The organism is Rahnella sp. ChDrAdgB13, from assembly GCF_017655185.1.
GTDB classification, from domain to species: Bacteria; Pseudomonadota; Gammaproteobacteria; order Enterobacterales; family Enterobacteriaceae; genus Rahnella; species Rahnella contaminans.
This window is the reverse complement of record NZ_JAEMGT010000010.1, coordinates 1-21,435: the sequence shown is the minus strand read 5'-3', so window position 1 is coordinate 21,435 and position 21,435 is coordinate 1. Positions and strand designations below refer to the sequence as shown.

Here is a 21,435-nt window from a genome sequence, read left to right as displayed (position 1 = left end):
TGAATTGTTCATAAATAAATCACATTGTTTTTCATTCATGCAGTCCATAAGTTAAATGAGGTATTAGTGCCGTGAATTTTCACCTAATACCAAAAAAGTGCCACAATATGTCACTTTGCTACTAAAAATAACGGATAACACGCGCTCCATATCGGAATGTGGACGTATTTCTGTAGCGGGCTGCTGCATTAGACAGAGCTTATAAACTTTCTACTTCGATCCATTGACGCAGAGATTCTATGACTCAGGTACCTACCTTTAATCGTTCGTTATTGCATCCACGCTACTGGATCACCTGGATAGGTCTGGGGTTGTTGTACGCGCTGGTCTTATTACCTTATCCGGTCATTTACCGCATCGGTACCGGGCTTGGGCGCTTCTCAATGCGCTTTCTGAAACGTCGCTACAAAATCGCCCAGCGTAATATCGAACTGTGTTTCCCCGACATGCACCCTGAACAGCGGGAAGACATGGTCGTGAAAAATTTCGAATCAGTCGGCATGGGTTTATTTGAAACCGGCATGGCCTGGTTCTGGCCTGACTGGCGTATTGAACGCTGGTTTAAAGTCAGCGGTCTGGAACACATACAGCGCGCCCGCGATAACAAACAAGGCGTGCTGCTAATTGGCGTTCATTTCCTGACGCTGGAACTGGGTGCGCGTATTTTCGGTATTCATAATCCGGGCGTCGGTGTTTATCGCCCGCATGACAATAAGCTGATGGACTGGATCCAGACTAAAGGCCGCATGCGTTCAAATAAAGGGATGCTGGATCGCAAAGACCTGAAAGGAATGATCCGCAGCCTGAAACAAGGCGACATTATCTGGTACGCGCCGGATCACGACTACGGCCCGCGCGCCAGCGTGTTTGTACCCTTCTTTGCCGTGGATAAAGCCGCGACAACCACCGGCACCTATCTGCTGGCACGAATGGGCAAACCGGCCATCATTCCGTTTACACCGCGCCGTCTGGCTGGCGGAAAAGGCTACGAGATGATTATTCATCCGCAGGTCGCTGATTTCCCGCTGGATGATGAAGTGGTTGCCGCCGCGTACATGAACAAAGTGGTAGAAGACGAAATTCGTCAGGCGCCCGAGCAATACATGTGGCTGCATCGACGCTTCAAAACGCGTCCCCAGGGCGAGCCTTCGCTGTACAAAGCCCTCAGCGAATAAACTTAAAGGCCGGCTCAGCGCATCCTGAACCGGTTTTATTTATTTGCTTCGACAATTTTTTTGACAGACTTCTTCAAAGTTATCAGATTTTATCCTATCCGGTTTAGGCCAATACTCTCCCCATGATTTCTCCACGTGATTACCCCCTCACTTCTTGGGAGCCGCGTGGCCACTTTGTGACCTTCAAAAGGAATACATTATGTTGGCTAAAATGAACACTGCTTTTACCCGCGTTACCGATCACCCTGACTTTGGTAAGTTACTGTTACGTCTTACTTTCGGGATTTTGATTTTATTCCACGGCGTGGCGAAAATGGAAAATGGCGTGGGCTGGATTGCCAAAATGTTGCAGGCTGCTGGCTTACCGGGATTCATCGCTTATGGCGCATACATCGGTGAAGTAATTGCACCGGTTCTGATTATTCTGGGTATTTTTACCCGCCCTGCCGCGCTGGTGATGGCATTCAACATTTTAGTGGCAGTTTTGCTGGTGGTTGCGGGTAAATTCTTCACCGTGACCGACGTCGGCGCCTGGGGTCTGGAAGGCGAAGCACTGTACTTCTTTGGCGGGCTGGTGATTATGTTCCTGGGCAGCGGCCGTTATTCTGTGATGAAAAACGCAGCCCTGCGTTAAACCCTGTTTTTGCTGTGTCTGTCTTTTGGTTTTTATTTTAATTCTGTGTCTGACGCGGCCGGCCTCATCGCTGGCCGTATTTTTTTGCATTTTCGCTCCTCAGTTGATCTCCTTCACTACACCTCTCGCGATAAAACGGTATTTTACTTTCGTTGTTACAGTTCATTAACATCATTGAAGTGGATGATAATTAGGCGCATAATTATCCAGCCAATTGATTGTTACTTGTGCTCTGCCTTGCTCCCATCTGTCATTCCAGAGCTAATCTGACCTCTTTTTTCGGTAATTTATGACTTCGGCATCTGAATCTGAAACCGCACCAGAACCCATAAACTGGAAACGAAATCTGTATGTTGCCTGGATTGGCTGCTTCCTTACCGGTGCCGCGTTCAGCCTGATCATGCCTTTCCTGCCGCTTTACGTCGAAACTCTGGGTGTCACCGGCCATGAATCCCTGAACATGTGGTCGGGTTTGGTTTTCAGTATTACCTTCCTGTTTTCCGCGATTGCTTCGCCCTTCTGGGGCGGCCTGGCTGACCGTAAAGGCCGTAAAATCATGCTGCTGCGCTCGGCGTTGGGCATGGCGATTGTCATGATGCTCATGGGCTTTGCGCAAAACATCTGGCAATTCTTAGTCCTTCGCGCGCTGCTGGGTTTGCTCGGCGGCTTTGTACCGAATGCCAATGCGCTGATTGCCACACAAATTCCCCGCAATAAAAGCGGCTGGGCGCTGGGAACACTCTCCACAGGCGGCGTCAGCGGCGCACTGCTTGGCCCGCTGGTCGGCGGGTTACTGGCAGATAACTACGGTTTACGCCCGGTATTCTTCATCACCGCAGCCGTACTTTTTCTCTGTTTTGTGATGACGCTGTACTGCATCCGCGAACAGTTTGTCCCTGTAAATAAGAAAGACATGCTCAACCGCAAACAGGTTTTTGCCTCGCTGAAAAATCCCAAGCTGGTATTGTGCCTGTTCGTCACCACAATGATTATTCAGGTGGCGACCGGATCGATTGCGCCGATACTCACGCTTTACGTGCGTGAACTGGCCGGTAATACGCAGAATCTGGCGTTTATCAGCGGGATGATTGCGTCGGTGCCCGGCGTGGCAGCACTGATGAGTGCGCCGAGGCTGGGAAAACTGGGGGACAGAATCGGGCCTGAAAGGATTTTGGTGGCCATGATGGGGTTATCCGTCCTCTTGCTAATCCCGATGGCATTCGTGCAAACGCCGCTTCAGTTAGGCATTTTACGTTTTCTGCTGGGGGCAACAGACGGCGCGCTGCTCCCGGCGGTGCAAACGCTGCTGATTTATAACTGCACCAATCAGGTGGCGGGAAGGGTCTTCAGCTATAACCAATCGTTCCGTGATGTCGGGAATGTCACCGGCCCTCTGCTGGGTGCGGCAGTTTCGGCAAGCTACGGGTTCCGAACGGTATTTTGCGTCACGGCGCTGGTGGTGATGTTTAATGCCGTTTATTCCTGGTGGTGTTTGCAACGCCGGCCGAGTCAGGCGATGGTCGATTAATTCCGGCCAGCGTGTAAAACACTTTACTTGGCTTTTTCTGCCTGCGGAGGCATCGGCAGGTGGTCAGGCACTTCGACAACCGCCAGACGGACTTCATAATGTTTGCCCGCCGTTGTCGCCGGAAGCACCGAAGTCAGTTTCTGAATTGTTTCCGTTGGATTATCGCTAGCCATGCTCGCACAGAATAGTGCGCCCGGATGGCAGAGCCCCATCATCACCGGTGGCGGAGGCAGCATGCCTTCATGGTCGGATGGCGGCATACCGTGCGGATATTCCATCGGCGGTTGTGGATGCGTACTGTCAGCCGCCATACCGGCGACACTGAAAAACAGGCCAAGACCACACAGCGGCATAAGCAAAGTACGGGAAAAAATCTTCATAACAGTAACCTTTTTCTTGAAAGTTCACCGTCACTCTACCCCCCAATTCTTCCCCGGGCTGGCGGTTTGCTAAACTTTTACCCTCTGCCACCGTCCTCTTTGCAAAGCTGAATCTCTTCTGACATTTCTCTCTACACGGTCCAGTCACGTGAAGCCAGCACCACGCGATAACCGTCTAAATCTTCAAACGTTTGACCATTTTCATCCCAGTACGGATTGTACGAAGGAACGGCAATAAATCCGGCTTGCAGCATCGCGTCACACTGCGCCTGCCATTGCGCATCCTCCGGGATATAAAACACCAACAGGCTATCCTGCGTTGGCGCGCGCCCGACGGTTGTTCCCCGGTGATGTGTAAATTCCAGGTGATAGTGATGATGCGGATGGCCGATCAGAACGCCATCAAAATTCTGATGGTCGCTGAAACCGCCGATCACCTCAAAGCCCAGTCCCTGACTGTACATCGCCGCAATCCGCTCCAGATTATCGGTCGGACGGGCAACCCTCAGCACTGCGTTTCGTGAAACCATAGACGCCATAACTCCTTCAACTTACCGTGTTCCGGCATTAAGACTCAGAGAATAGCAGAAGAAAGGCGACCTGTTTTTTCATCTCAAAACTTGCATCCTGTCAGTTATCGACAACAATCATTTAATCAGAGTTTTCACTGTCAGATGGCTGTTACTTCTTCATTCCTAACGCTATTTACTATCAAGACTATTGATTATTTCCCCTTATTCAACTCAGGAGACAACAATGAGCATGTACGCAACGCTTGAAGAAGCTATTGATGCCGCCCGCGAAGAATTTCTCGAAGCCGCACAGGAAAGAGTTCAGAACGATGAAGAGCCCGTTCCGGATCAGTTCAACCTGCAAAAGTACATCATGCAGGATGGCGATGTGATGTGGCAGGCAGAATTTCTCAGCGATGAAGGCGACGCCATCGATGCGCTGACGTTCCGCAGCGGCGCGGCCGCGCAGGCTATCTTCGATGAAGATTACGATCAGATTGAACTCGAAGAAGAATGGCAGGAAGAAGCGACGCTGTATGAATGGGATGAAGGTGAATTCCAGCATGAGCCGCAGCTGGATACGGAAGAAGGCGAAGCCGCCGCCGAAGAGTGGGATGACGAGGACGATTATCCGGGACGGGATATTGACTAAACGTTTATAAAAGATTTATTCGTAAGGCCCGTGGCGGGCGTCAATCGGCAACATGAAGGTATCGACAATCATGGACAGCGGGACATCAATAACAGTGATATACCGCCACGGGCTGTCACGTAAATCCCACTGCACGCCGGGATAATACTGGTTGCCATGCCCCTGCCCTGGCACGGCCCGGCTGATAATGCTGCCACAACCTGTGAGCGAGGTAGCCAGTAGCACCAGTACACATCCACGAAAAATTACGCGATTAATCACTTACCCAACCTGTCGATTCAAATCAAAAGAAGCTCTTTTTAAGCGCTGAACAGCGCGCTCAGAATAGCACGCGCGTCATGTTCCCTGATGTTAAGGGGACGTAAAACTTTATACGCTGCGGGCCTGAGAGTCACCTGTTGTCTTTGCGGCGTGATGGCCTGTGCGGGCCTGTGATCATGAAGCAATAAAAAGGGCAGCATGTTTTCACATACTGCCCTTTCCGTCCGCTATTTAACTCAGGCGGATTTAACTTCCAGCGTCTGCGTCACAGGGAAAGCCTGCACGTTACGCGGAAGCTGGTCGTAATAAGCTCCCCACGCCTGCTGATCGGGTTGCGTCCACACCGCGGAGTGTAAACGCGCCATCAGCACCGGGTCGCTCAGCAAGACCAGACGGTCAGCTTTGCCCAAATCTTTTGGCCCGGTTTTCAGGGCCTGCTCCAGACGAGCCCGACGACCGTTTTCTACAGTTTCACGCAACAGATGACGGGATGTTGCCATTGCCGTAGCCAGTGCGTTGAAGCCCGGATCAAACACCGCATGCATAAAGCCGTTTTGCAGCTTACGTTCACGGTTCAGTGCCAGATATTCTTCAGTCGCAACCAGCTCGCGCGGCGGATCGTACTCTTCCGGGATCAGGAACAGCTTGGCTTTCTTACTCTTAATCCCCAGCGTTGCACGGCTCGACAGAACCGAAACAATCGGTGACAGGATCAGAGAGAAGACGATTGGCGCCAGCCACCACAGGAAGCGCAAGTCCAGCCATGCCATACCGGCAGCCCAGACGGCACCGAGCAGAAGCTGCGAACCATGGCGTTTAAATGCTTCACCCCACGGCGTGTCATCATCATCACGCTGCGGAGAGTTCCAGACCACTTCCCAGCCCAGGAATGCGCTGACCACAAAAACGGTGTGGAACAACATACGCACCGGTGCGAGCAGCACCGAGAACAGCATTTCCAGGAACATGGAAACCAGCAGACGGAATGCACCACCAAATTGCTTCGCTCCCTTCGCCCAGATCAGGACGATACTCAGCAGTTTTGGCAGGAACAACAGAACCATTGTTGTCGAGAACAGGGCAATTGCCAGCTCAGGACGCCATTGTGGCCAAACCGGGAATAACTGCCGCGGTTGCAGGAAGTACGTCGGTTCCATCAACGTATGCACGACCTGTAATGCCGTGGACAACGCAAGGAACGTAAACCACAGCGGCGCAGAAAGATAGGACATCACGCCGGTCAGGAAGACAGCACGGTGAACCGGGTGCATGCCTTTGACCAGGAACAGGCGGAAGTTCATCAGGTTACCGTGACACCAGCGACGGTCGCGTTTCAGCTCGTCGAGCAGGTTTGGCGGTAATTCTTCATAGCTACCCGGCAGGTCGTAAGCAATCCACACCCCCCAGCCCGCACGGCGCATCAGCGCAGCTTCCACAAAGTCGTGAGACATGATGGAACCGGCAAATGAACCTTCACCCGGCAACGGCGCAAGCGCACAGTGCTCGATGAACGGTTTCACGCGGATTATGGCGTTGTGCCCCCAGTAGTGGGATTCACCCAACTGCCAGAAGTGCAGACCGGCGGTAAACAGCGGGCCGTAAACGCGTGTCGCAAACTGCTGGCAACGCGCATACAGCGTATCCATGCCCGACGCTTTTGGCGCAGACTGAATAATACCGGCGTTCGGATTCGCATCCATCAGACGAGCCAGACCGGTCAGACATTCGCCGCTCATGACGCTGTCCGCATCGAGGATAACCATGTAGGCATATTCCCCGCCCCAGCGACGGCACCAGTCATCAATGTTTCCGCTTTTACGCTTCACACGGCGACGGCGACGGCGATAGAAGATACGACCATGACCGTCTACGTCGCGGCATACTTCCATCCAGGCTTTCTGTTCAGCGACACAAATATCCGGATCGTAGCTGTCACTCAACACATAGATATCAAACTGATCCAAATCACCGGTAGCTTTAACAGATTCGTAAGTAGCACGCAGGCCCGCGAAAACGCGTTCCACGTCTTCGTTACAAATCGGCATGATCAGCGCAGTACGGTTATTCGGGTTCAGCGGCTCATCGCCCTTAGTCGAGGCGGTGATGCTGTATTTGTCGCGCCCGATAAGCAATTGTAAAAAGCCCATAAGCGCGGTCCAGAAACCGGCCGAAACCCAACAGAACAGAATCGCAAACAACACCAGAATCCCGGTCTGCAACACGTACGGCAGCAATTGCAGAACCGACTGCAACCAGTCCTGATTCAGCATATCTGCGGGGTCGATCAGCGCCCACCCCTGATAAGGCAGGATGGTTTTCATGTACCAGGTTGCGATCGCCGTCTGAACCAGCATCAGAACCAGCAGGACATATCGACGAACCGAACCGGCATGACGCCAGCGCTTTTCTGACTCCGGCATATCGGCAACCGTATGACGCGAAGCCGCGCTGCGTCCCATCAGATTGTCCCAGAAACGCCCTACCGGGTTGGTACGCCAGACATCCGGGAACATACTTGAACGCTTCACTGGCGGCATTGCGCTGGCGATGGTGCGCCCTTCGTTGTCCACTTCGTCCAGAGAACCGTTGGCCAGCGCATCCGGCCAGCTTGCGCCGACGCGCGCTTTCACCGAGAGCAAAGGTGCATCCGGTTCAGGGGCATTAGCAGAGGCTGTCACATCGCCGCCTAAGCGGTGATGTACGGTAGCAAAAGCCTGCTCATCTTCAGCGGGAAGCTGCTGAGTGAGCGCCGCTTTCTGATCATCAGTAAGCGGCAAAGCTTCTACATAATCATGAGTAGAGTGCGTTGACTTATTCATTTGCAGGCAGCTGATAGCTCCAGGTTTCACTCAGTGTTTTATCGCCATTAGCCAGAGAAGCGCGCATTTCGATCGCTTTCTTCGGATCTTTCACTTTCAGGCGCAGCGTCAGACGCCAGCCTTTGGTTACCGGATTATAGCGGACAGTGTTTTCAACCAGTTCACCGTTGTCACCCACGCTGACCTGAGACGCCACCGGAGTGTCGCTTTTCAGGGCTTTCAGATTTGGGCCGACAAAATCAACCAGGAAAGCCACGCTGCCGTCAGGTTCACGGATCAGATTCGACTGTTTCACATCACCGGTAGAACGCATGGTACGTTCAACCCACGCCAGATCAGGAGAATGTAATTTTTCTTCTTCACGGGTGAAATGCAGACGATAGTTCAGGCTCAGCGGTTTACCGGCATCCGGCAATTGTTCCGGCGTCCAGAACGCGACGATGTTGTCGTTGGTTTCGTCTGCGGTTGGAATTTCCACCAGCTCAACTTTACCTTTACCCCAGTCGCCTTTGGTCTCGACCCAGCCACTCGGACGCAGGTCGTAACGATCGTCGAGATCTTCAAAGTTTGAGAAGCTGCGACCCCGTTGCAGCAGACCGAAGCCTTTCGGGTTCTCCATAGAGAACTGGCTGACAGCAAGGTGTTTCGGATTGTTCAGCGGACGCCAGATCCATTCACCGTTACCGGCATGGATAGACAGACCATTGGAATCATGCAGCGCCGGACGATAGTTCATCACCGGAGAGGGCTGATTCGCGCCAAACAGGAACATGCTGGTCAGCGGAGCGATACCCAGTTTGCCGACTTTGTCACGCAGATAAACTTGTGACTGCACGTCAACGGTCGCTTCCTTGCCCGGATACACATCCAGACGATAAGCACCGGTCGCACGCGGCGAATCGAGCAAGGCATAAATGACTAAATGTTTTTCGTCTGGATTTGGACGTTCAATCCAGAACTCGCGGAAACGCGGGAATTCTTCGCCGGAAGCCAGCGCGGTGTCGATCGCCAGACCACGGGCAGACAAGCCATAAACCTGGCCTTTACCGATGACGCGGAAGTAGCTGGCACCCAGCACACTCATAATTTCATCATCTTTGTCTGCTTTATTGATCGGATAAAGCACTTTGAAGCCAGCAAAACCGAGGTTTTTGACTGAGTCAGCGTCATGTTTGACGTTGCCAAAGTTAAAGTAGTCCGGGCTGTATTTGATTTCTTTTACGGAGTCTGCCGTCACTTCGTTGATTTTTACCGGAGTGTCGAAGTACATCCCCTGATGGTAGAACTCAAGCTTGAAAGGCGTATTCAGGTTTTTCCAGTACGCTTTGTCATGATTGAACTGAATTTGTTGGTAATCTGCGAATTTAAGATCGCGGAATTGAGACGGAAGATTGCTTTTCGGCGCTTCGTAACCTTTATCGGCTAATGCCTTCGCTTGTTTGGCAACATCATCTATAGAAAAAGCCCAGGCAGATGAGGTGAACATGGTCATCAACACTGCGGCACTTAGCAAACGGACTTTGATCATACGTGACCCTATGGAAAAATTTTTATCCGACACTTTGTCTCCTATGCGCGCTTCAATCATTCACTGTAACTATTTTATGGGAAGTGTCAGGTTTCCGACAACTTGAGCAGTCGATGGTTCAGCCATTGATGAACCGTTTAAGCGCAACAGGGTACAAGGATATCAATTCGTTGAAACTCCGGCTATGGAAACTTGTCCTATAACAATGCATGTTTTAAGGTGAGAAACTAAACTAATGTCAACGACAGTCATTTTTGGTTACCTGAGAAATTAGCCCGAATACAAACTACGCTCTAAAATTAGGATGAGCCACATACAACGGATACGTAATGAAACCACAAAAACCACAACGTGAGTTTTTCCTGGACTCTATCCGCGCATATTTGATGCTGCTGGGTATTCCTTTCCATATATCATTGATTTACTCCAGTCATATCTGGGCGGTAAACAGTGCGGTGCCTTCGCACGGCCTGACAATTTTCAATGATATTATCCATGCCTTCCGGATGCAGGTTTTCTTTGTCATCTCCGGGTATTTTTCTTATATGCTGTATGAGCGCTACGACTCGCACCAGTGGCTCAAGGTACGTCTGGAGCGGGTTGCCATCCCACTGGTAGCGGCCTTCCCGCTGATTACAATCCCGCAGCTCTATTTCCTGATGAAATTCACCAGTAAATTCTCAGACTGGGGAAATATGGATTTCTATCAAAAGATTAACATTACCGTCTGGGAATTAGTGTCCCATTTATGGTTCCTGTTAACGTTAGTTATTCTGACCAGTATTTGTTTTTACCTCTTCAAATTTATTAAAGAAATTAAGACTAGTCGTATTCAATTAATAAAAACCCGGACAAACACGTTAGGAAAACTCTCAATTGTATTTTTATTTATCGGCTTAATTTACGCCGCGTTTAACCGCGGGCTGTATCTTTTTGCACCTAATTTACTTTCCAACGGTGCGTTTAATTTCGTCGTGATGCAGACATTGTTTTATCTGCCATTTTTCATCATCGGCGCGTTTGCTTATAAATTCTCCTGGTTGAAAGAGCTGTTCCTGAAGCCTTCAGCAACTGCCGGCGTGGTGAGTATCTTCCTGTTCGCCGCTTACATGTTTAATCAGCACGTGAATACTCCGCAGCTGTACTCGATGGAAATCGACGCCATCATCACCACGCTGTTGGGGATCCTGATGGTTAATGTGGTGTTCTCATTCAGTCACTACCTCCTCAATTTCCAGGCGCCGTGGATTACTTATCTGGTGAACTCGTCGCTGTTTATCTATCTGATTCACCACCCGTTAACGCTGATTTACGGGGCATTTATCACGCCGAAGATCCACAGCGACTGGCTGGGTTTCTGGCTGGGTCTGGTGTTCGTATTCGGTATTGCGTTTATCTTGTACGAAGTACACAAACGCATTCCGATTCTGCGATTCCTGTTCTCGGGTAAACCGCAGCATCCGGCGAAGAAGGATTCATCGGACGCCACGCCACCGCAGAATCAGGCGTCCTGACACTTCAGGTGAAGCGAAAACAAAAAGGGCCGTGCGGTTAAGCATGGCCCTTTTGCTTTCAGTGGGCTGATTTTTGACGCAAAGAAAGACAAACGAAAATCAGCGTGACGCAGTATCTATCGTCGGGATCACCGACATTCCGACTTTCAGCCGCTTCGCATCGGCCTGATCTTTATCCAGCACAATTTTCACCGCCAGACGCTGCACCACTTTGGTGTAGTTACCGGTTGCATTATCCGGTGAGATCGGCGAAAACGTGACACCCGTGGCCGGAGAAATACTGTCCACTGTCCCTTTCAGCGTCACGCCCGGCAATGCGTCGATTTTGATATCAACTGGCTGATTTTGCTGCACATCACCCAGCTGCGTTTCCAGATAATTCGCCACAATATAGGCATCGTGAAGCGGCACGACTGCCAGCACACGGGTTCCTGCGCTGACATAGCCGCCGATGCGCAGAGAACGCTGGCCGACCACGCCGTCAACCGGCGCCGTGATTTCTGTATAGGAAAGATTGAGTTTCGCCTGCGCCAGCGCGGTGACAGCAGAATCAATCGCCGCTTTGGCCTGCGCCTGCTCCGCTTTCAGTACGTCAACCTGCTTTTCAGCGGCCTGCACGGCGGCCATATCACTTTGCTGGGAAGCCAGTTTTGAGCGCAAACTGGCATCTGATTCATCACGAGCATCCGCCGTGCCGGAGCCATTTTGCAGCAAACGTTTGTAACGGTCAGCACTCTGGCGTGCATACGCAATACTGGCAGAATCCGCATTCACCAAGGCCTGCGCCTGTAAAATAGTCTGCTGCTGTTTCGCAAGTTGCGCGTTCAGGCTGAGCATTTGCGCATTCGCCGTTTCGAGGCTGGCCTGCGCGGTGAGCACGGCGTTGCGGTAATCGCGATCGTCAATTTTTGCCAGCACATCGCCCGCTTTAACACACTGATTATCCTTAACATACACATCAGCAATCGTACCGGAAATCCGCGGTGCAACCAGTGTAGAGTCTGCCGACACAAAAGCGTCATCGGTTTCCGGTGCGCTCCCTGAAGACAACGTCCAGAAGGCAATCACAATCAGTAATACCACCACCACGGCGGCAACCAGCCAGCTCAGGCGGACAGGCGATGTTTTTATCATGATGATTTTCTCTCGTACTTTCTTATAGTGAAATTCATTCGTTCAGGTGATGCTTCATTCAGGGGCGTTTAACCAGAGACTGAGGCGGATAAGAGCGTTTGGGCAGGATTGAGGCCAGCACAATCAGCGCAAGCGCCAGGCCGATAATCAGCATGTAAATATCAGCCAGGCTCATAACCAGTGCCTGCTTCCTGACCAGCGTGGAAAACTGCGTAATGACTTCCGTTGAAATCGCAGAACCGTCAGTGTTCAGCGGTGCCAGAAAACTGCTGCCACCGCCATAAGGCTGGGAAAGCAGATAATTCACACCGCCAATGTGATTGAGTAAAACGTTAGAATGGAACTGCTCACGGTCGCTGACCATCACGCCCAGAAGGGCACTTCCCGCAATACTCCCCATTCCGCGCGTGGTATTAAACATCGCTGCGGCAAAGGGGCCTTCCTGCGGTTGAACGACGCTGGTTGCGCCCAGCAAAATGGGCAACACCGCCATCGGCTGGCCGAACGCCTGCATAATCTGAATCACATAAAAGTTATCACGTGCCCAGATGCTGGTGATATGCGTTCCCCAGTAACAGGAAACCCCCACCAGCCCCAGCCCGCAAGCCAGAACCCAGCGGCTGTCTACCCAACGAATAGTCAGGAAAAATGCCACCAGCGGAGCCAGAAGCAGCTGCGGCAAACCGATCGTCAGCGCCAGCGGCCCGACCTGCACCGCACGAAATCCCCCCACCTGCTGCATGAAACTCGCCGGTAATGCCGAGCCGGATAAAAACAGGAACATCAGCGCAAACAGCGTGATTAAACCGTGCGCCAGATTGTGGCGTTTCAGCATTTGCAATTTGAACAGCGGCAACGGGTGATGCCATTCGTTAACCAGAAAAATCGTTAGCAGCGCCAGCGAGGCGAAAAACATGACGGTAATCAGCGGCGAGTTGAACCAGTCCAGCCGTTCGCCCTGTTGAAGAACCAGCACCAGCAAGGAAATGCCGCTGCATCCCGTCACCATGCCGACAATATCCATCTGTTTAAATCGCTCAAAACGCTGCGGATCTTGTGGCAATCCGTAACCAATCAGTAAATACCCCAGCACACACGGTGGAATAACCTGCCAGAACACCCACTTCCAGCCGACATAATCGGTCCAGATGGCTGCCATGGAGGTCGCGATGTTCGGCCCAAAAGTAGCGGTCAGCGCATAAGCACTCAGCCCGTAAAGTTTGTACTGCGGCGGCATAAAGCGCAGCGCCGCCGTCATCAGCAAAGGCGGCATCGCCCCGCCAAACAGTCCCTGAACCGCACGCAGCGTAATAAACACCGGCAGGTTGGGTGAATACGGTAAAACGGCGGCGACCAGCAAAAAGCCCAACGTTACGAACAGCGTGAAGCGGCGCAGCGAAAACGTCACCGCCAGCCACGGAGCAATCATCATGGCCGCCACTTCCGCAGCCTGATAGGAGCCGATCAGCCATGAACCGGCATCATTACTGATACTTAAAGCGCCACGAACATCAGCCAAAGCAATATCCGTGACACGGTCGTTCAGGCCGGAGCAAAGTGCGACGATCAATACGCCCGCTAATCCGGTGACCAGCCTCGCGGTAAACGGCGGTGGTCCGGACATTCCGGCGCTGCTTGCGGCCGGTGCCTGTGCAATTGGCTGATTCATAGTTGTACTCATTAACTTCGCCGCTTTATGGTGCGCCGATAGTGAGAAGGCAGGTCTGCGCCGGGAAAGCACAGTTCAGTGAGCGATGTCACTCATATTTCGATGCAATGCACCGCATCGTGATACACACCAAAATACTATAATACGGTACAGTGTATTGCAATGTGATTAGGAATTGTTTTTCACCGGTTCAGCCATTACATTGGCAAGACAAGGTGTTGGCGGATGACACCGGATAATGAAGAAGGAAAAAGAATGGCGCAGGATATTCCGGCAGACGAAGAGCGCAGCGGTGGGATCCAAGTGATCTCGCGGGCAGCATCGGTACTTAATGCACTGGGCAAACATCCTCAGGGCATGAGCCTGGGAGCCATCGCGAATGATGTCGATCTTCCGCGCTCGACGGTTCAGCGCATCGTTGCAGCACTGGCAGAAGAAGGGCTGGTACGTTCGGAAGGCAACGGCGGTGTCCGGCTCGGGCCGACGTTGCTGAAACTGGCGTCAACAGTACACACCGACATGATCGCCATTGCCACACCGTTTCTCCGTCATCTGAACGAAATTACCGGGGAGACCGTCGCCATTGGCCGCGCCAGCGGTCGTCAGATTGCCAATATTCACTGCATTGTGTCGGAAAAAGAGTTACGCATTGTTCCCCGCGTGGGCCTGAATTTGCCGATATACAGCACTTCCTCAGGGCGTGCGCTGCTGGCGTTAAAAACCGATGAGGAAATTCGAATTATTGTCGGTGAAGTGCTGGAGCCGGCGACGAAAAATACCGTCGGCACGCTCGGCGCACTGCTCGATATCGTTGCCGACGTTCGCCGTAACGGTTACTCGATTGAAACGGGCGAAACGGTAGAAGGTGTATCCACTATTGCGATTGCCATCGACACGATTTTGGGGCGCTATTCAGTTTCCGTTCTGATTCCCACTCCGCGCCTTGAGGCTAAACAGGACGTGATCCGCACCGCTTTGCTTGAGTGCAAAGAAGCGCTGACCAGTGAAATTGGCAAGTAACACCGAACCTTAAAAATCAGGCTGTATAAGGAATACAAATGTTTGACGTCATTTTGTTAGCCGTAGATGGCTCCAGACAAACGGGATTTGTAGTGGATCTAAGCCGTCAGCTTGCCACCGGCCATAACTCAACGGTCTATGTCACCTGTTGCATCGATGAGTCTTATGCACTGGAAGAAAACGGGGATATGCCCGGCGAAATCATCGAATATCCTCCTGCGGAGGAAGAACAGACTACCGCCCGCGCCGTGGTCGGTCAGGCATTGAAAACGCTCGCAGAAGCAGGGATTCAGGCGAAAGGCAATATCATTGTCGGTAACGCCGGAGAAGCGCTGGCGGCAGAAGCCGTGAAAAGACAGGCGTCGGTCATTGTGATGGGCCACCGGCAGCTTTCAGCTTTTGGCCGCATCATCAAAGGTTCGGTCAGCGCAGAGGTTATCGCGCGTTCGCCCTGCCCGGTGATGGTAGAAGTGCGGGGAAACTGATTCTTCTGTCATCCGCACAAGTAAAAATGCAAAAAGCGCCCGAAGGCGCTTTTTTAATGTCGGGAAAGCAATACTATTTCGTATTCATCAATCCCATCGATTTTGCCCATTCTGTAATGTGTTCACGATAGAAAAAGGCAATATCAAATTCCAGCGAACATTCTTTGGAAGGCGTGACCGTTCCTAAACATGGATATTCCTGCGGACGGCATTCAAATAAAAACTCATCCATCTCTTCGTCGGTCAGCAACGTATCGCCTTCTATCTTATCCTGATAAAAATAGGCATCCAGCATCCAAAGACGGAACTCAAAATCGTTTTTAATCAGGCGCATAGCGGTAATCTCAGTAAATGACAAATAGCGCACCTGAGTAAAAATTCCATAACACTTCAATATGATATCAGGCACGCATTGCGTTCAGGCCTTCCATTGCTGATCTCATATAACAAGAAATTAACACAATAGTGACACTTAGCAAGCAGCACTTTCTCTGAAAAGTTTATGGGATAAGCGTTTATTGCTATTCCTCGCAATAATCGGTTTAAAATATAATTCTCATGAATGGTTTATATTTTAAATATTCAGCATGCGATTAATTTTGCAGGAAATTATCAGCAGCGGAGGTTTTAAAATGATTAAAAACGAAAGGAACAGAACTGACATTGGGGATGCTTTGCATCGCCACTGCCAGCCCTGTTCCCAAAATCTGTCGTTACTGTTCTTTCGTGTTCTGACTCTTAGCCGTTCAGTAAAAAGTGATTACCAGCGGCCAGGAGGCGGGCCTTCACGCCAGTGCCCCGGAGGACCATCACGCCAGTAGCCGGGAGGCGGACCTTCATGCCAGTGCTCGTGATGCCAGTAGCGCGGCGGTGGCGGTGGAGCCGGTTCGTAATAAACCCAATGCCCGCGGCCTTCATCACGATAATGGTTATCCCACCAGCCTGGCGGACGCCAGTCACCACCGTCCCAGTAATATCCACGATTATCGCGGTCACCGACATGCAGTGACAACCCCGGCATATTAAGCCCTACCTCGACGTCTGCCTGTGCGATAGCGGGCAAAGTGAGCAAAACGGCGAGAACAAAAATTAGTTTTTTCATTGTGAACCTCACGACCTGCTTATCAGGTGGTAACAAAGTACCGCCAGCTATCTTCCTGTTCTATAGGAATTTATCCCAAAAAAAATGTCCTGACGTTATCCTTACAGTTGCGTCAGAAGCGATGTCGGGAGACTGCGATGCAACACTATGTCGGTAAAGGAGATTCAGCCAGAAGTGCCAGAAAAGGAATAGATGACAGATACAAAAAAACCGCCGAAGCGGTTTTCTGTTTGCTGCTAAGTTGTGCAAAATCAGATTTTGCAGCCTTCGCAGTCGCTTTCGTCCTGAACGGCTTCAGGCACTTCTGCTGCTTTTTCAGCCGCTTTTACTTCAGCAGTTTCTAGTGCAGCATCAATGTCAAAATCAAAAATATCGTCGCTCATTCTCATCACCTTAATTGTTCAAAATCGCGTTCAGTATAAACGACAGTCCCCGCCGGGTGCCGGTTTTTTTGTGCCCTGCACCGGCACTAATCATGGAATTTCTGCCCTATCCTGCCTCGCAGATTTGCATTAACCCCGCGCAGAAACCATAGTTAACCTGAATATGATGGTGTCATGGAGACACCGTTGCGCAAAAATACGAGGAGAACCGGATGACGACGTCAAACATCAAAGCCTGGGCCAACACACGTGAAACCTCTCATGAAATCGCTGAAGCCATTTTCGAACTGGCTAAAAATGATGAGAAACTGGCGCAGAAAATTTGGGAAGAAGGCAGCGATGAAGTCTTGCCCATCGCGTTCGCAAAAACCAAGGACGACTATTTGTTCTGGGGTGAAGAGAAAATCGACAGGAAAAATGTCTGATCAGTAGCCCGGCCATTCGCCAGGAAACCCTGGGACCTTCCCGGGGTTTTTGCGTTAACCGGATGCGCCGTTAGCTGTCAAAACCAAAGCCCATTTTGTGTGCCCACTCAAATACCTGTTCTTTATAAAAGAATCGGGGTTCGCATACGCCAGGCTCACCGGGCGTCTGAATCATCACTGCGACGCAGGGATAAGCCACCGGACGCGCGTCAAAGATAAAATCTTCCACTTCCTGATCGGCAAACTCAGAGGTTTCGCCTACCGCGCTTGCCTGGAATATTTCGTCCATGATCCACTGGCGGTATTCAAATTCGTTACTGATAAATTTCATCATTCCCCCCTGTTCGGCTTTTACTTAACATGCGGTCAGGCCCGGATTTATTCAATGGTGCAGGGCATCGCCACCGCAGCAAGGGCACACTTCAGCGCGGGAAACCGACATTGCGGCGCTGCCGTCGCTGTCCCATTCCACACGTAAAGGTTTGCCATTGTCGTTGTCGGCTTGGATAAAGCGATCAAAATGCATCGCCTGCCCGGTCATTGTTTCAGTCAGCAACAGTTCATCGCCAGCATAAATGCGCGCAGTCGCCTGTGCATCCTGTTTTTCACCGGAAATGATTTTGTGCAGATGATGAATTGTAAGTTTGATTCGTTCCACTGTCGCTCCTGTAACGGCTGGCATCATTTTTCGCATGTACGATTCATTCACGAAAATGATACCTAGCCACTATTTTATCAGAGCATGCAGGGTAACGTCATGGGCAGAAGCCATGTTTAAGGGCGCGATCAGTGAGCTAACTGTGCTGTTCTGGTGGGATCTTGCTGCTGATTTTCCAGACGAGCCAGATCGTATACATCATAAAAGTCGATCGAGCCTTTGTTACGTACGATCGATTCAATACGATTTTTGATGTGCGAACTTACGCTGCCGGCGCTCAAAATTTGCTTAACCGCATCACCGGATAATTCACGGCTGAAATACCATTCGCCGTTATAGCAAACGCGAAGATCTAACACGCCGATGTCCTCGTAACGGTAAACCGGTTTGATTTCGAGCAGCAGCATCGCCGACATAAACACCAGAAATGCGGTGAAGCCGATAAACCAGCCCATGCCCATGTACGGTGAAACATACATCACCACGCCGACGGCGATATAGCCGACCAGCATCGCCAGGCATAACCATGGATGGTTCACGAAGAACTCTCCATTAATGCGCGCCTTTCCGTCACGGCCTTCCTGACGATTGATCCGATCAATTTCACTGTTTAATACGTTTTTGATTACGTCCATCTCATAACCTCACTGCGTCACGACTATAATGCAATCTGATTACATAATTTTATCATGACAACTGTTATAGCGCGTAGAGCAGTTACCGTGAGTAAAACGGTGAACTGTTATAGATAAGCTTGGCATTGACGTTTTTACCCACATGGAAACCACCCAATCTATGTCAGATAAAAGGAGATCATCGTGGCATTATCAATCGTAGAAAGACCGGCCAAAAAGCTGGTGAGCTACCGGGTTGTCGGCCCTTATCAGCAGTCAATCCACAGCGGCTTTCAGCAACTGACCAAATGGGTTGCGCGGCATCATCAGCCGCGTACCGAATGGCTGACCTGGTTTCATGATAACCCTGATACCACACCGGCAGAGGCTTTGCGGGCCGATCCTTCGGTTTGCGTTGCCGATAATTTTATTCTGGATGAAGCAGAAGGTCTGTCGCTGCAAACGTTGCCAGGAGGCACTTATGCGGCCTATCACACCACTATTGCCGACGGTGATTTTGAGAAAGCCTGGCGCGATTTTTATGCTCAGTTGCTGACCAGTGCGCACTACCGGCCGGACGGAAAAGCCTGTTTCGAACACTATCTCAGTGATGGTTCGAAAAGTGGCATCTGGGAAGTTGTACTTTATCAGTCTGTGGAGAAAATTCCCGCTATCCGCTAAAAGGCTCAGACCAGAAGCGGAATGTCAGACTGACTGCAAAAATCGAGATAAGCCCGCGGTGGCTCAGCGTCGCTGACCAGTATATTGAATCGGGCAAGAGGTGCGATTGCCGCCGGTCGCACCTGATCAAACTTCGTGCTGTCTGCCACCAGAATACTTTGCGCAGAACGCTCCATCGCCTGATGTTTCATCAACAACTCATCAAAATTGTAGCAAGTGACGCCGTGTTCAATACTGACACCGGCCGCCGAAATAAAAGCTTTGGACGGACGGATATAATCCAGCTCACTGCTGCGCCCTAACGGGGTAAAAATACTGTTGCTGGATTTGAACGCGCCGCCACACAAAATCACTTCACAGTGAGGCTTTTCCTGCAATGCGAGAAAGGTATTGAGCGAATAGCAGATTGCCGTAAAAACGAGGGTTTCGGGAATGCTTTCGATGACGTAAGGCATTGTGGTGCCGCAATCAAAAAACACCGTGTCGTTCGTCTGAATCAGCCCCGCTGCGCGTGAGGCCAGGCGTTTTTTCTCCGCAACCTGACGCATTTTCTGTTCGCTGACGAAATAATGTGTCGCCGGGTTATTCTTAGGATCCATGACAATGTAGCCACCCAGCAAAATAACCGGCGCAGGTTCCACGTTAAGGTCACGGCGTATGGTCATTTCGGAAACATTGAGCAGTAAAGACGCTTCTTTCAGATGAATTTTGTCGGTCTTTTTTAATGCCAGCAACAAACGCTGGATCCTGTCTTCACGCTTATTTTCCATGGTGTTATCTCACGCCTTTCCCGTTCGCAGCCGCTCACTATACCTTTGCCGCGCAACCACCGCAAACCCGCCTGCAGCCTGATATTATTGCAATTGCCGTATCGTCAGATAACCACCAAAGACCGCGCCGGTATCAATATAAAACAGGTTCGCAAATTGCAGTGCAGGTTCAACCGGCGTATGTCCGAAATAGAAAGCATCAGCGCCGGATATCGGCCCGTAACGTCCGGCAAGCGCAGAGTTAATACGGTCGCGGTTCCAGATAGTTTCATAACTGTCGAGCGGCTTTCCGAAAACATATTCGTCCGAAACGTAATCCGCATGCGCAATGACGATGCGTTTTCCTTCGCGCGTGTTGAGTTCGAGAACGTGTGGCAATTTGTCTGCCTGCAAAATCAGCGCTTTTGCCTGCTCCTGAATCTCATCTTCCAGTGCGTAAAACCAGTCGCCGCCGTTACGCAGCCATCTTGAAACATTCTCTTCATGTATCGCGTCAATCGCCATCTGTTCGTGATTGCCGCGGACACAGGAAAACCACGGCTCATTGATCAGGCGCAGGCACCCGACACTGTCAGGGCCGCGATCGGCAAGATCGCCGACAGATAACAGTAAATCGCGTTGCGGATCGAACGCTATCTTTGCCAGTTCATGCCCGAGCAGGCTGAGACATCCGTGCAGATCCCCCACGACAAAAATGCGGTGGTAAAGCGAGCCATTGATACGCTGATACAAAGCAGGCGTCATACGAAACAGAAATCCATTTAAGCAGTGAATTCTTTAAGTGTAACGTATGAGAAGAAGGAGGAAAGAATGCGTGCGGCCGGGAGGAAAATTTTCACTGCCCGTCAGCGGTTTGAGCGCTCTTTACACGTAGTTGGCGCTGAAATCCACTGATAATTAAATTATCGTTAAGTAACTGCCGCCTTTTTGTGCTAGACTACTGCCCGCTCTAAGTAAAACCGGAGGTTTTATGAGTTCCACCGTTGTAAGCGCTCAAGACGAGTGTCCGTTGTGCCAAAGCACGAATAAAACGTCGGTGAATATGTCGGCGAAAATTGTCACTGTGACCTGCACTTCTTGCGGCCGTTACAGTATCTTCCGCAAAACTATGGAAGAAATTTCTATAGACCGGAAGAAACGCGTTGCCCTGCAGGCGTTTTTTACCAGCCAGCCTAACTACCATCTGCCTTTATCTATCAGGGCACTGAGCAACACTGATTCACCGGGTGAATTTTAACCCTAAAAACGCCCCTCGGGGCTGTTTTAATTCCCTTCTCTGCACTTACTCCCCTGCACGCCACACGAAAAAGCATCATTGTGCATTCTTGTGGCTTGCCGAATTTCAGGCATAAAAAAACCACCCGAAGGTGGCTATAACGACATTACTACTTTATTGCTTTTGATTATTCAGCTAATTTTCCATGGTACCCGGGACGAGACTTGAACTCGTACAGCCATAAGCCGAGGGATTTTAAATCGTGCGCTGACTGC

25 protein-coding genes are annotated in these 21,435 nt (G+C 50.9%); 10 read left to right on the top strand and 15 right to left on the bottom strand.

What is annotated here, in order from left to right:
- Positions 1-239 precede the first annotated feature (239 nt).
- From J8X26_RS04060 to mdtG, 3 genes are all read left to right on the top strand, one after another.
- Complete coding sequence (locus J8X26_RS04060) at positions 240-1,175, top strand: Kdo(2)-lipid IV(A) acyltransferase (protein ID WP_152325584.1); 936 nt, start codon at positions 240-242, stop codon at positions 1,173-1,175.
- A 199-nt stretch (positions 1,176-1,374) separates the two neighbouring features.
- A complete protein-coding gene (locus J8X26_RS04055; protein ID WP_152325583.1) occupies positions 1,375-1,809 on the top strand; it encodes a DoxX family protein in 435 nt (144 codons plus the stop codon).
- 289 nt (positions 1,810-2,098) lie between these two features.
- Complete coding sequence (gene mdtG, locus J8X26_RS04050) at positions 2,099-3,337, top strand: multidrug efflux MFS transporter MdtG (RefSeq protein ID WP_208950222.1); 1,239 nt, start codon at positions 2,099-2,101, stop codon at positions 3,335-3,337.
- A 23-nt stretch (positions 3,338-3,360) separates the two neighbouring features.
- On the opposite strand, the gene J8X26_RS04045 is transcribed toward mdtG, so the two are convergent.
- Together J8X26_RS04045 and J8X26_RS04040 are read right to left on the bottom strand one after the other, a co-directional pair.
- Complete coding sequence (locus tag J8X26_RS04045) at positions 3,361-3,717, bottom strand: hypothetical protein (protein WP_152325581.1); 357 nt, start codon at positions 3,715-3,717, stop codon at positions 3,361-3,363.
- Between the two features lie 131 nt (positions 3,718-3,848).
- Positions 3,849-4,247 carry a VOC family protein gene (locus tag J8X26_RS04040; RefSeq protein WP_152325580.1) on the bottom strand — a complete coding sequence of 133 codons (399 nt, stop codon included), beginning with the start codon at positions 4,245-4,247 and terminating at the stop codon, positions 3,849-3,851.
- Between the two features lie 226 nt (positions 4,248-4,473).
- Here J8X26_RS04040 and J8X26_RS04035 point away from each other — a divergent pair, with 226 nt between their 5' ends.
- Positions 4,474-4,881, top strand: coding sequence for a MysB family protein (locus J8X26_RS04035; protein WP_152325579.1), 408 nt, complete (start codon positions 4,474-4,476; stop codon positions 4,879-4,881).
- 15 nt (positions 4,882-4,896) lie between these two features.
- On the opposite strand, the gene J8X26_RS04030 is transcribed toward J8X26_RS04035, so the two are convergent.
- The 3 genes from J8X26_RS04030 to J8X26_RS04020 form a co-directional block, all read right to left on the bottom strand.
- Positions 4,897-5,142, bottom strand: a complete 246-nt coding sequence (locus tag J8X26_RS04030) for a YceK/YidQ family lipoprotein (RefSeq protein WP_208950221.1) — start codon at positions 5,140-5,142, stop codon at positions 4,897-4,899.
- A 236-nt stretch (positions 5,143-5,378) separates the two neighbouring features.
- A complete protein-coding gene (gene mdoH, locus J8X26_RS04025; RefSeq protein WP_152325577.1) occupies positions 5,379-7,961 on the bottom strand; it encodes a glucans biosynthesis glucosyltransferase MdoH in 2,583 nt (860 codons plus the stop codon).
- Positions 7,954-9,489 carry a glucan biosynthesis protein G gene (locus J8X26_RS04020; protein WP_152325576.1) on the bottom strand — a complete coding sequence of 512 codons (1,536 nt, stop codon included), beginning with the start codon at positions 9,487-9,489 and terminating at the stop codon, positions 7,954-7,956. Before J8X26_RS04020 ends, mdoH begins: the two co-directional genes overlap by 8 nt.
- Before the next feature lie 329 nt (positions 9,490-9,818).
- On the opposite strand from J8X26_RS04020, the gene mdoC reads away from it, so the two are divergent.
- Positions 9,819-11,003, top strand: a complete 1,185-nt coding sequence (gene mdoC, locus J8X26_RS04015; RefSeq protein WP_165059593.1) for a glucans biosynthesis protein MdoC — start codon at positions 9,819-9,821, stop codon at positions 11,001-11,003.
- A 99-nt stretch (positions 11,004-11,102) separates the two neighbouring features.
- Here mdoC and J8X26_RS04010 read toward each other — a convergent pair whose 3' ends face one another.
- Entirely contained in the window at positions 11,103-12,137 is a 1,035-nt protein-coding gene (locus J8X26_RS04010; protein WP_208950220.1) for an HlyD family secretion protein, read from the bottom strand.
- 58 nt (positions 12,138-12,195) lie between these two features.
- Entirely contained in the window at positions 12,196-13,806 is a 1,611-nt protein-coding gene (locus J8X26_RS04005; RefSeq protein WP_208950219.1) for an MFS transporter, read from the bottom strand.
- Between the two features lie 255 nt (positions 13,807-14,061).
- Between J8X26_RS04005 and J8X26_RS04000 the strand changes: the two genes are divergently transcribed.
- Positions 14,062-14,826: an IclR family transcriptional regulator gene (locus J8X26_RS04000; RefSeq protein ID WP_208950251.1), complete on the top strand. Its 765-nt coding sequence runs from the start codon at positions 14,062-14,064 to the stop codon at positions 14,824-14,826.
- 38 nt (positions 14,827-14,864) lie between these two features.
- Positions 14,865-15,311, top strand: coding sequence for a universal stress protein (locus tag J8X26_RS03995; protein WP_152325572.1), 447 nt, complete (start codon positions 14,865-14,867; stop codon positions 15,309-15,311).
- Positions 15,312-15,384: 73 nt separating this feature from the next.
- Here J8X26_RS03995 and J8X26_RS03990 read toward each other — a convergent pair whose 3' ends face one another.
- From J8X26_RS03990 to J8X26_RS27865, 3 genes are all read right to left on the bottom strand, one after another.
- Positions 15,385-15,678, bottom strand: a complete 294-nt coding sequence (locus J8X26_RS03990; RefSeq protein ID WP_307803329.1) for a hypothetical protein — start codon at positions 15,676-15,678, stop codon at positions 15,385-15,387.
- Positions 15,679-16,071: 393 nt separating this feature from the next.
- Entirely contained in the window at positions 16,072-16,413 is a 342-nt protein-coding gene (locus J8X26_RS03985; protein WP_152325571.1) for a DUF2502 domain-containing protein, read from the bottom strand.
- A gap of 251 nt (positions 16,414-16,664) precedes the next feature.
- Positions 16,665-16,796 (bottom strand): hypothetical protein, encoded by a 132-nt coding sequence (locus tag J8X26_RS27865; RefSeq protein ID WP_013576285.1) that lies wholly within the window; start codon positions 16,794-16,796, stop codon positions 16,665-16,667.
- 212 nt (positions 16,797-17,008) lie between these two features.
- Here J8X26_RS27865 and J8X26_RS03980 point away from each other — a divergent pair, with 212 nt between their 5' ends.
- Positions 17,009-17,221, top strand: a complete 213-nt coding sequence (locus tag J8X26_RS03980; RefSeq protein WP_152325570.1) for a YccJ family protein — start codon at positions 17,009-17,011, stop codon at positions 17,219-17,221.
- 70 nt (positions 17,222-17,291) lie between these two features.
- Here the strand turns inward: J8X26_RS03980 and J8X26_RS03975 are convergent, their stop codons facing one another.
- From J8X26_RS03975 to J8X26_RS03965, 3 genes are all read right to left on the bottom strand, one after another.
- Complete coding sequence (locus J8X26_RS03975; protein WP_226790063.1) at positions 17,292-17,555, bottom strand: hypothetical protein; 264 nt, start codon at positions 17,553-17,555, stop codon at positions 17,292-17,294.
- A 48-nt stretch (positions 17,556-17,603) separates the two neighbouring features.
- The gene (locus J8X26_RS03970) at positions 17,604-17,879 is read right to left on the bottom strand and encodes a hypothetical protein (RefSeq protein ID WP_208950218.1); all 276 of its coding nucleotides are present in this window, start codon (positions 17,877-17,879) and stop codon (positions 17,604-17,606) included.
- 128 nt (positions 17,880-18,007) lie between these two features.
- Positions 18,008-18,514, bottom strand: coding sequence for a YlaC family protein (locus J8X26_RS03965; protein WP_165059588.1), 507 nt, complete (start codon positions 18,512-18,514; stop codon positions 18,008-18,010).
- Positions 18,515-18,697: 183 nt separating this feature from the next.
- Here J8X26_RS03965 and J8X26_RS03960 point away from each other — a divergent pair, with 183 nt between their 5' ends.
- Entirely contained in the window at positions 18,698-19,174 is a 477-nt protein-coding gene (locus J8X26_RS03960) for a GyrI-like domain-containing protein (RefSeq protein WP_152325567.1), read from the top strand.
- Positions 19,175-19,179: 5 nt separating this feature from the next.
- Here J8X26_RS03960 and deoR read toward each other — a convergent pair whose 3' ends face one another.
- Together deoR and J8X26_RS03950 are read right to left on the bottom strand one after the other, a co-directional pair.
- On the bottom strand, positions 19,180-19,944 hold the full coding sequence (gene deoR / locus J8X26_RS03955) for a DNA-binding transcriptional repressor DeoR (RefSeq protein WP_208950217.1): 765 nt from the start codon (positions 19,942-19,944) through the stop codon (positions 19,180-19,182).
- Positions 19,945-20,028: 84 nt separating this feature from the next.
- Positions 20,029-20,688: a metallophosphoesterase gene (locus tag J8X26_RS03950; protein WP_152325565.1), complete on the bottom strand. Its 660-nt coding sequence runs from the start codon at positions 20,686-20,688 to the stop codon at positions 20,029-20,031.
- 226 nt (positions 20,689-20,914) lie between these two features.
- Here J8X26_RS03950 and J8X26_RS03945 point away from each other — a divergent pair, with 226 nt between their 5' ends.
- Complete coding sequence (locus J8X26_RS03945) at positions 20,915-21,181, top strand: hypothetical protein (RefSeq protein WP_152325564.1); 267 nt, start codon at positions 20,915-20,917, stop codon at positions 21,179-21,181.
- Positions 21,182-21,435 lie beyond the last annotated feature (254 nt).

Excerpts from the sequence above, each read along its gene's own strand:
- J8X26_RS04060 (WP_152325584.1), top strand. The coding sequence starts at position 240 with ATGACTCAGGTACCTACCTTTAATCGTTCGTTATTGCATCCACGCTAC.
- J8X26_RS04055 (WP_152325583.1), top strand. The coding sequence starts at position 1,375 with ATGTTGGCTAAAATGAACACTGCTTTTACCCGCGTTACCGATCACCCT.
- mdtG (WP_208950222.1), top strand. The coding sequence starts at position 2,099 with ATGACTTCGGCATCTGAATCTGAAACCGCACCAGAACCCATAAACTGG.
- J8X26_RS04045 (WP_152325581.1), bottom strand. The coding sequence starts at position 3,717 with ATGAAGATTTTTTCCCGTACTTTGCTTATGCCGCTGTGTGGTCTTGGC.
- J8X26_RS04040 (WP_152325580.1), bottom strand. The coding sequence starts at position 4,247 with ATGGTTTCACGAAACGCAGTGCTGAGGGTTGCCCGTCCGACCGATAAT.
- J8X26_RS04035 (WP_152325579.1), top strand. The coding sequence starts at position 4,474 with ATGAGCATGTACGCAACGCTTGAAGAAGCTATTGATGCCGCCCGCGAA.
- mdoH (WP_152325577.1), bottom strand. The coding sequence starts at position 7,961 with ATGAATAAGTCAACGCACTCTACTCATGATTATGTAGAAGCTTTGCCG.
- J8X26_RS04020 (WP_152325576.1), bottom strand. The coding sequence starts at position 9,489 with ATGATCAAAGTCCGTTTGCTAAGTGCCGCAGTGTTGATGACCATGTTC.
- mdoC (WP_165059593.1), top strand. The coding sequence starts at position 9,819 with ATGAAACCACAAAAACCACAACGTGAGTTTTTCCTGGACTCTATCCGC.
- J8X26_RS04010 (WP_208950220.1), bottom strand. The coding sequence starts at position 12,137 with ATGATAAAAACATCGCCTGTCCGCCTGAGCTGGCTGGTTGCCGCCGTG.
- J8X26_RS04005 (WP_208950219.1), bottom strand. The coding sequence starts at position 13,806 with ATGAATCAGCCAATTGCACAGGCACCGGCCGCAAGCAGCGCCGGAATG.
- J8X26_RS04000 (WP_208950251.1), top strand. The coding sequence starts at position 14,062 with ATGGCGCAGGATATTCCGGCAGACGAAGAGCGCAGCGGTGGGATCCAA.
- J8X26_RS03995 (WP_152325572.1), top strand. The coding sequence starts at position 14,865 with ATGTTTGACGTCATTTTGTTAGCCGTAGATGGCTCCAGACAAACGGGA.
- J8X26_RS03985 (WP_152325571.1), bottom strand. The coding sequence starts at position 16,413 with ATGAAAAAACTAATTTTTGTTCTCGCCGTTTTGCTCACTTTGCCCGCT.
- J8X26_RS27865 (WP_013576285.1), bottom strand. The coding sequence starts at position 16,796 with ATGAGCGACGATATTTTTGATTTTGACATTGATGCTGCACTAGAAACT.
- J8X26_RS03980 (WP_152325570.1), top strand. The coding sequence starts at position 17,009 with ATGACGACGTCAAACATCAAAGCCTGGGCCAACACACGTGAAACCTCT.
- J8X26_RS03975 (WP_226790063.1), bottom strand. The coding sequence starts at position 17,555 with ATGATGAAATTTATCAGTAACGAATTTGAATACCGCCAGTGGATCATG.
- J8X26_RS03965 (WP_165059588.1), bottom strand. The coding sequence starts at position 18,514 with ATGGACGTAATCAAAAACGTATTAAACAGTGAAATTGATCGGATCAAT.
- deoR (WP_208950217.1), bottom strand. The coding sequence starts at position 19,944 with ATGGAAAATAAGCGTGAAGACAGGATCCAGCGTTTGTTGCTGGCATTA.
- J8X26_RS03950 (WP_152325565.1), bottom strand. The coding sequence starts at position 20,688 with ATGACGCCTGCTTTGTATCAGCGTATCAATGGCTCGCTTTACCACCGC.
- J8X26_RS03945 (WP_152325564.1), top strand. The coding sequence starts at position 20,915 with ATGAGTTCCACCGTTGTAAGCGCTCAAGACGAGTGTCCGTTGTGCCAA.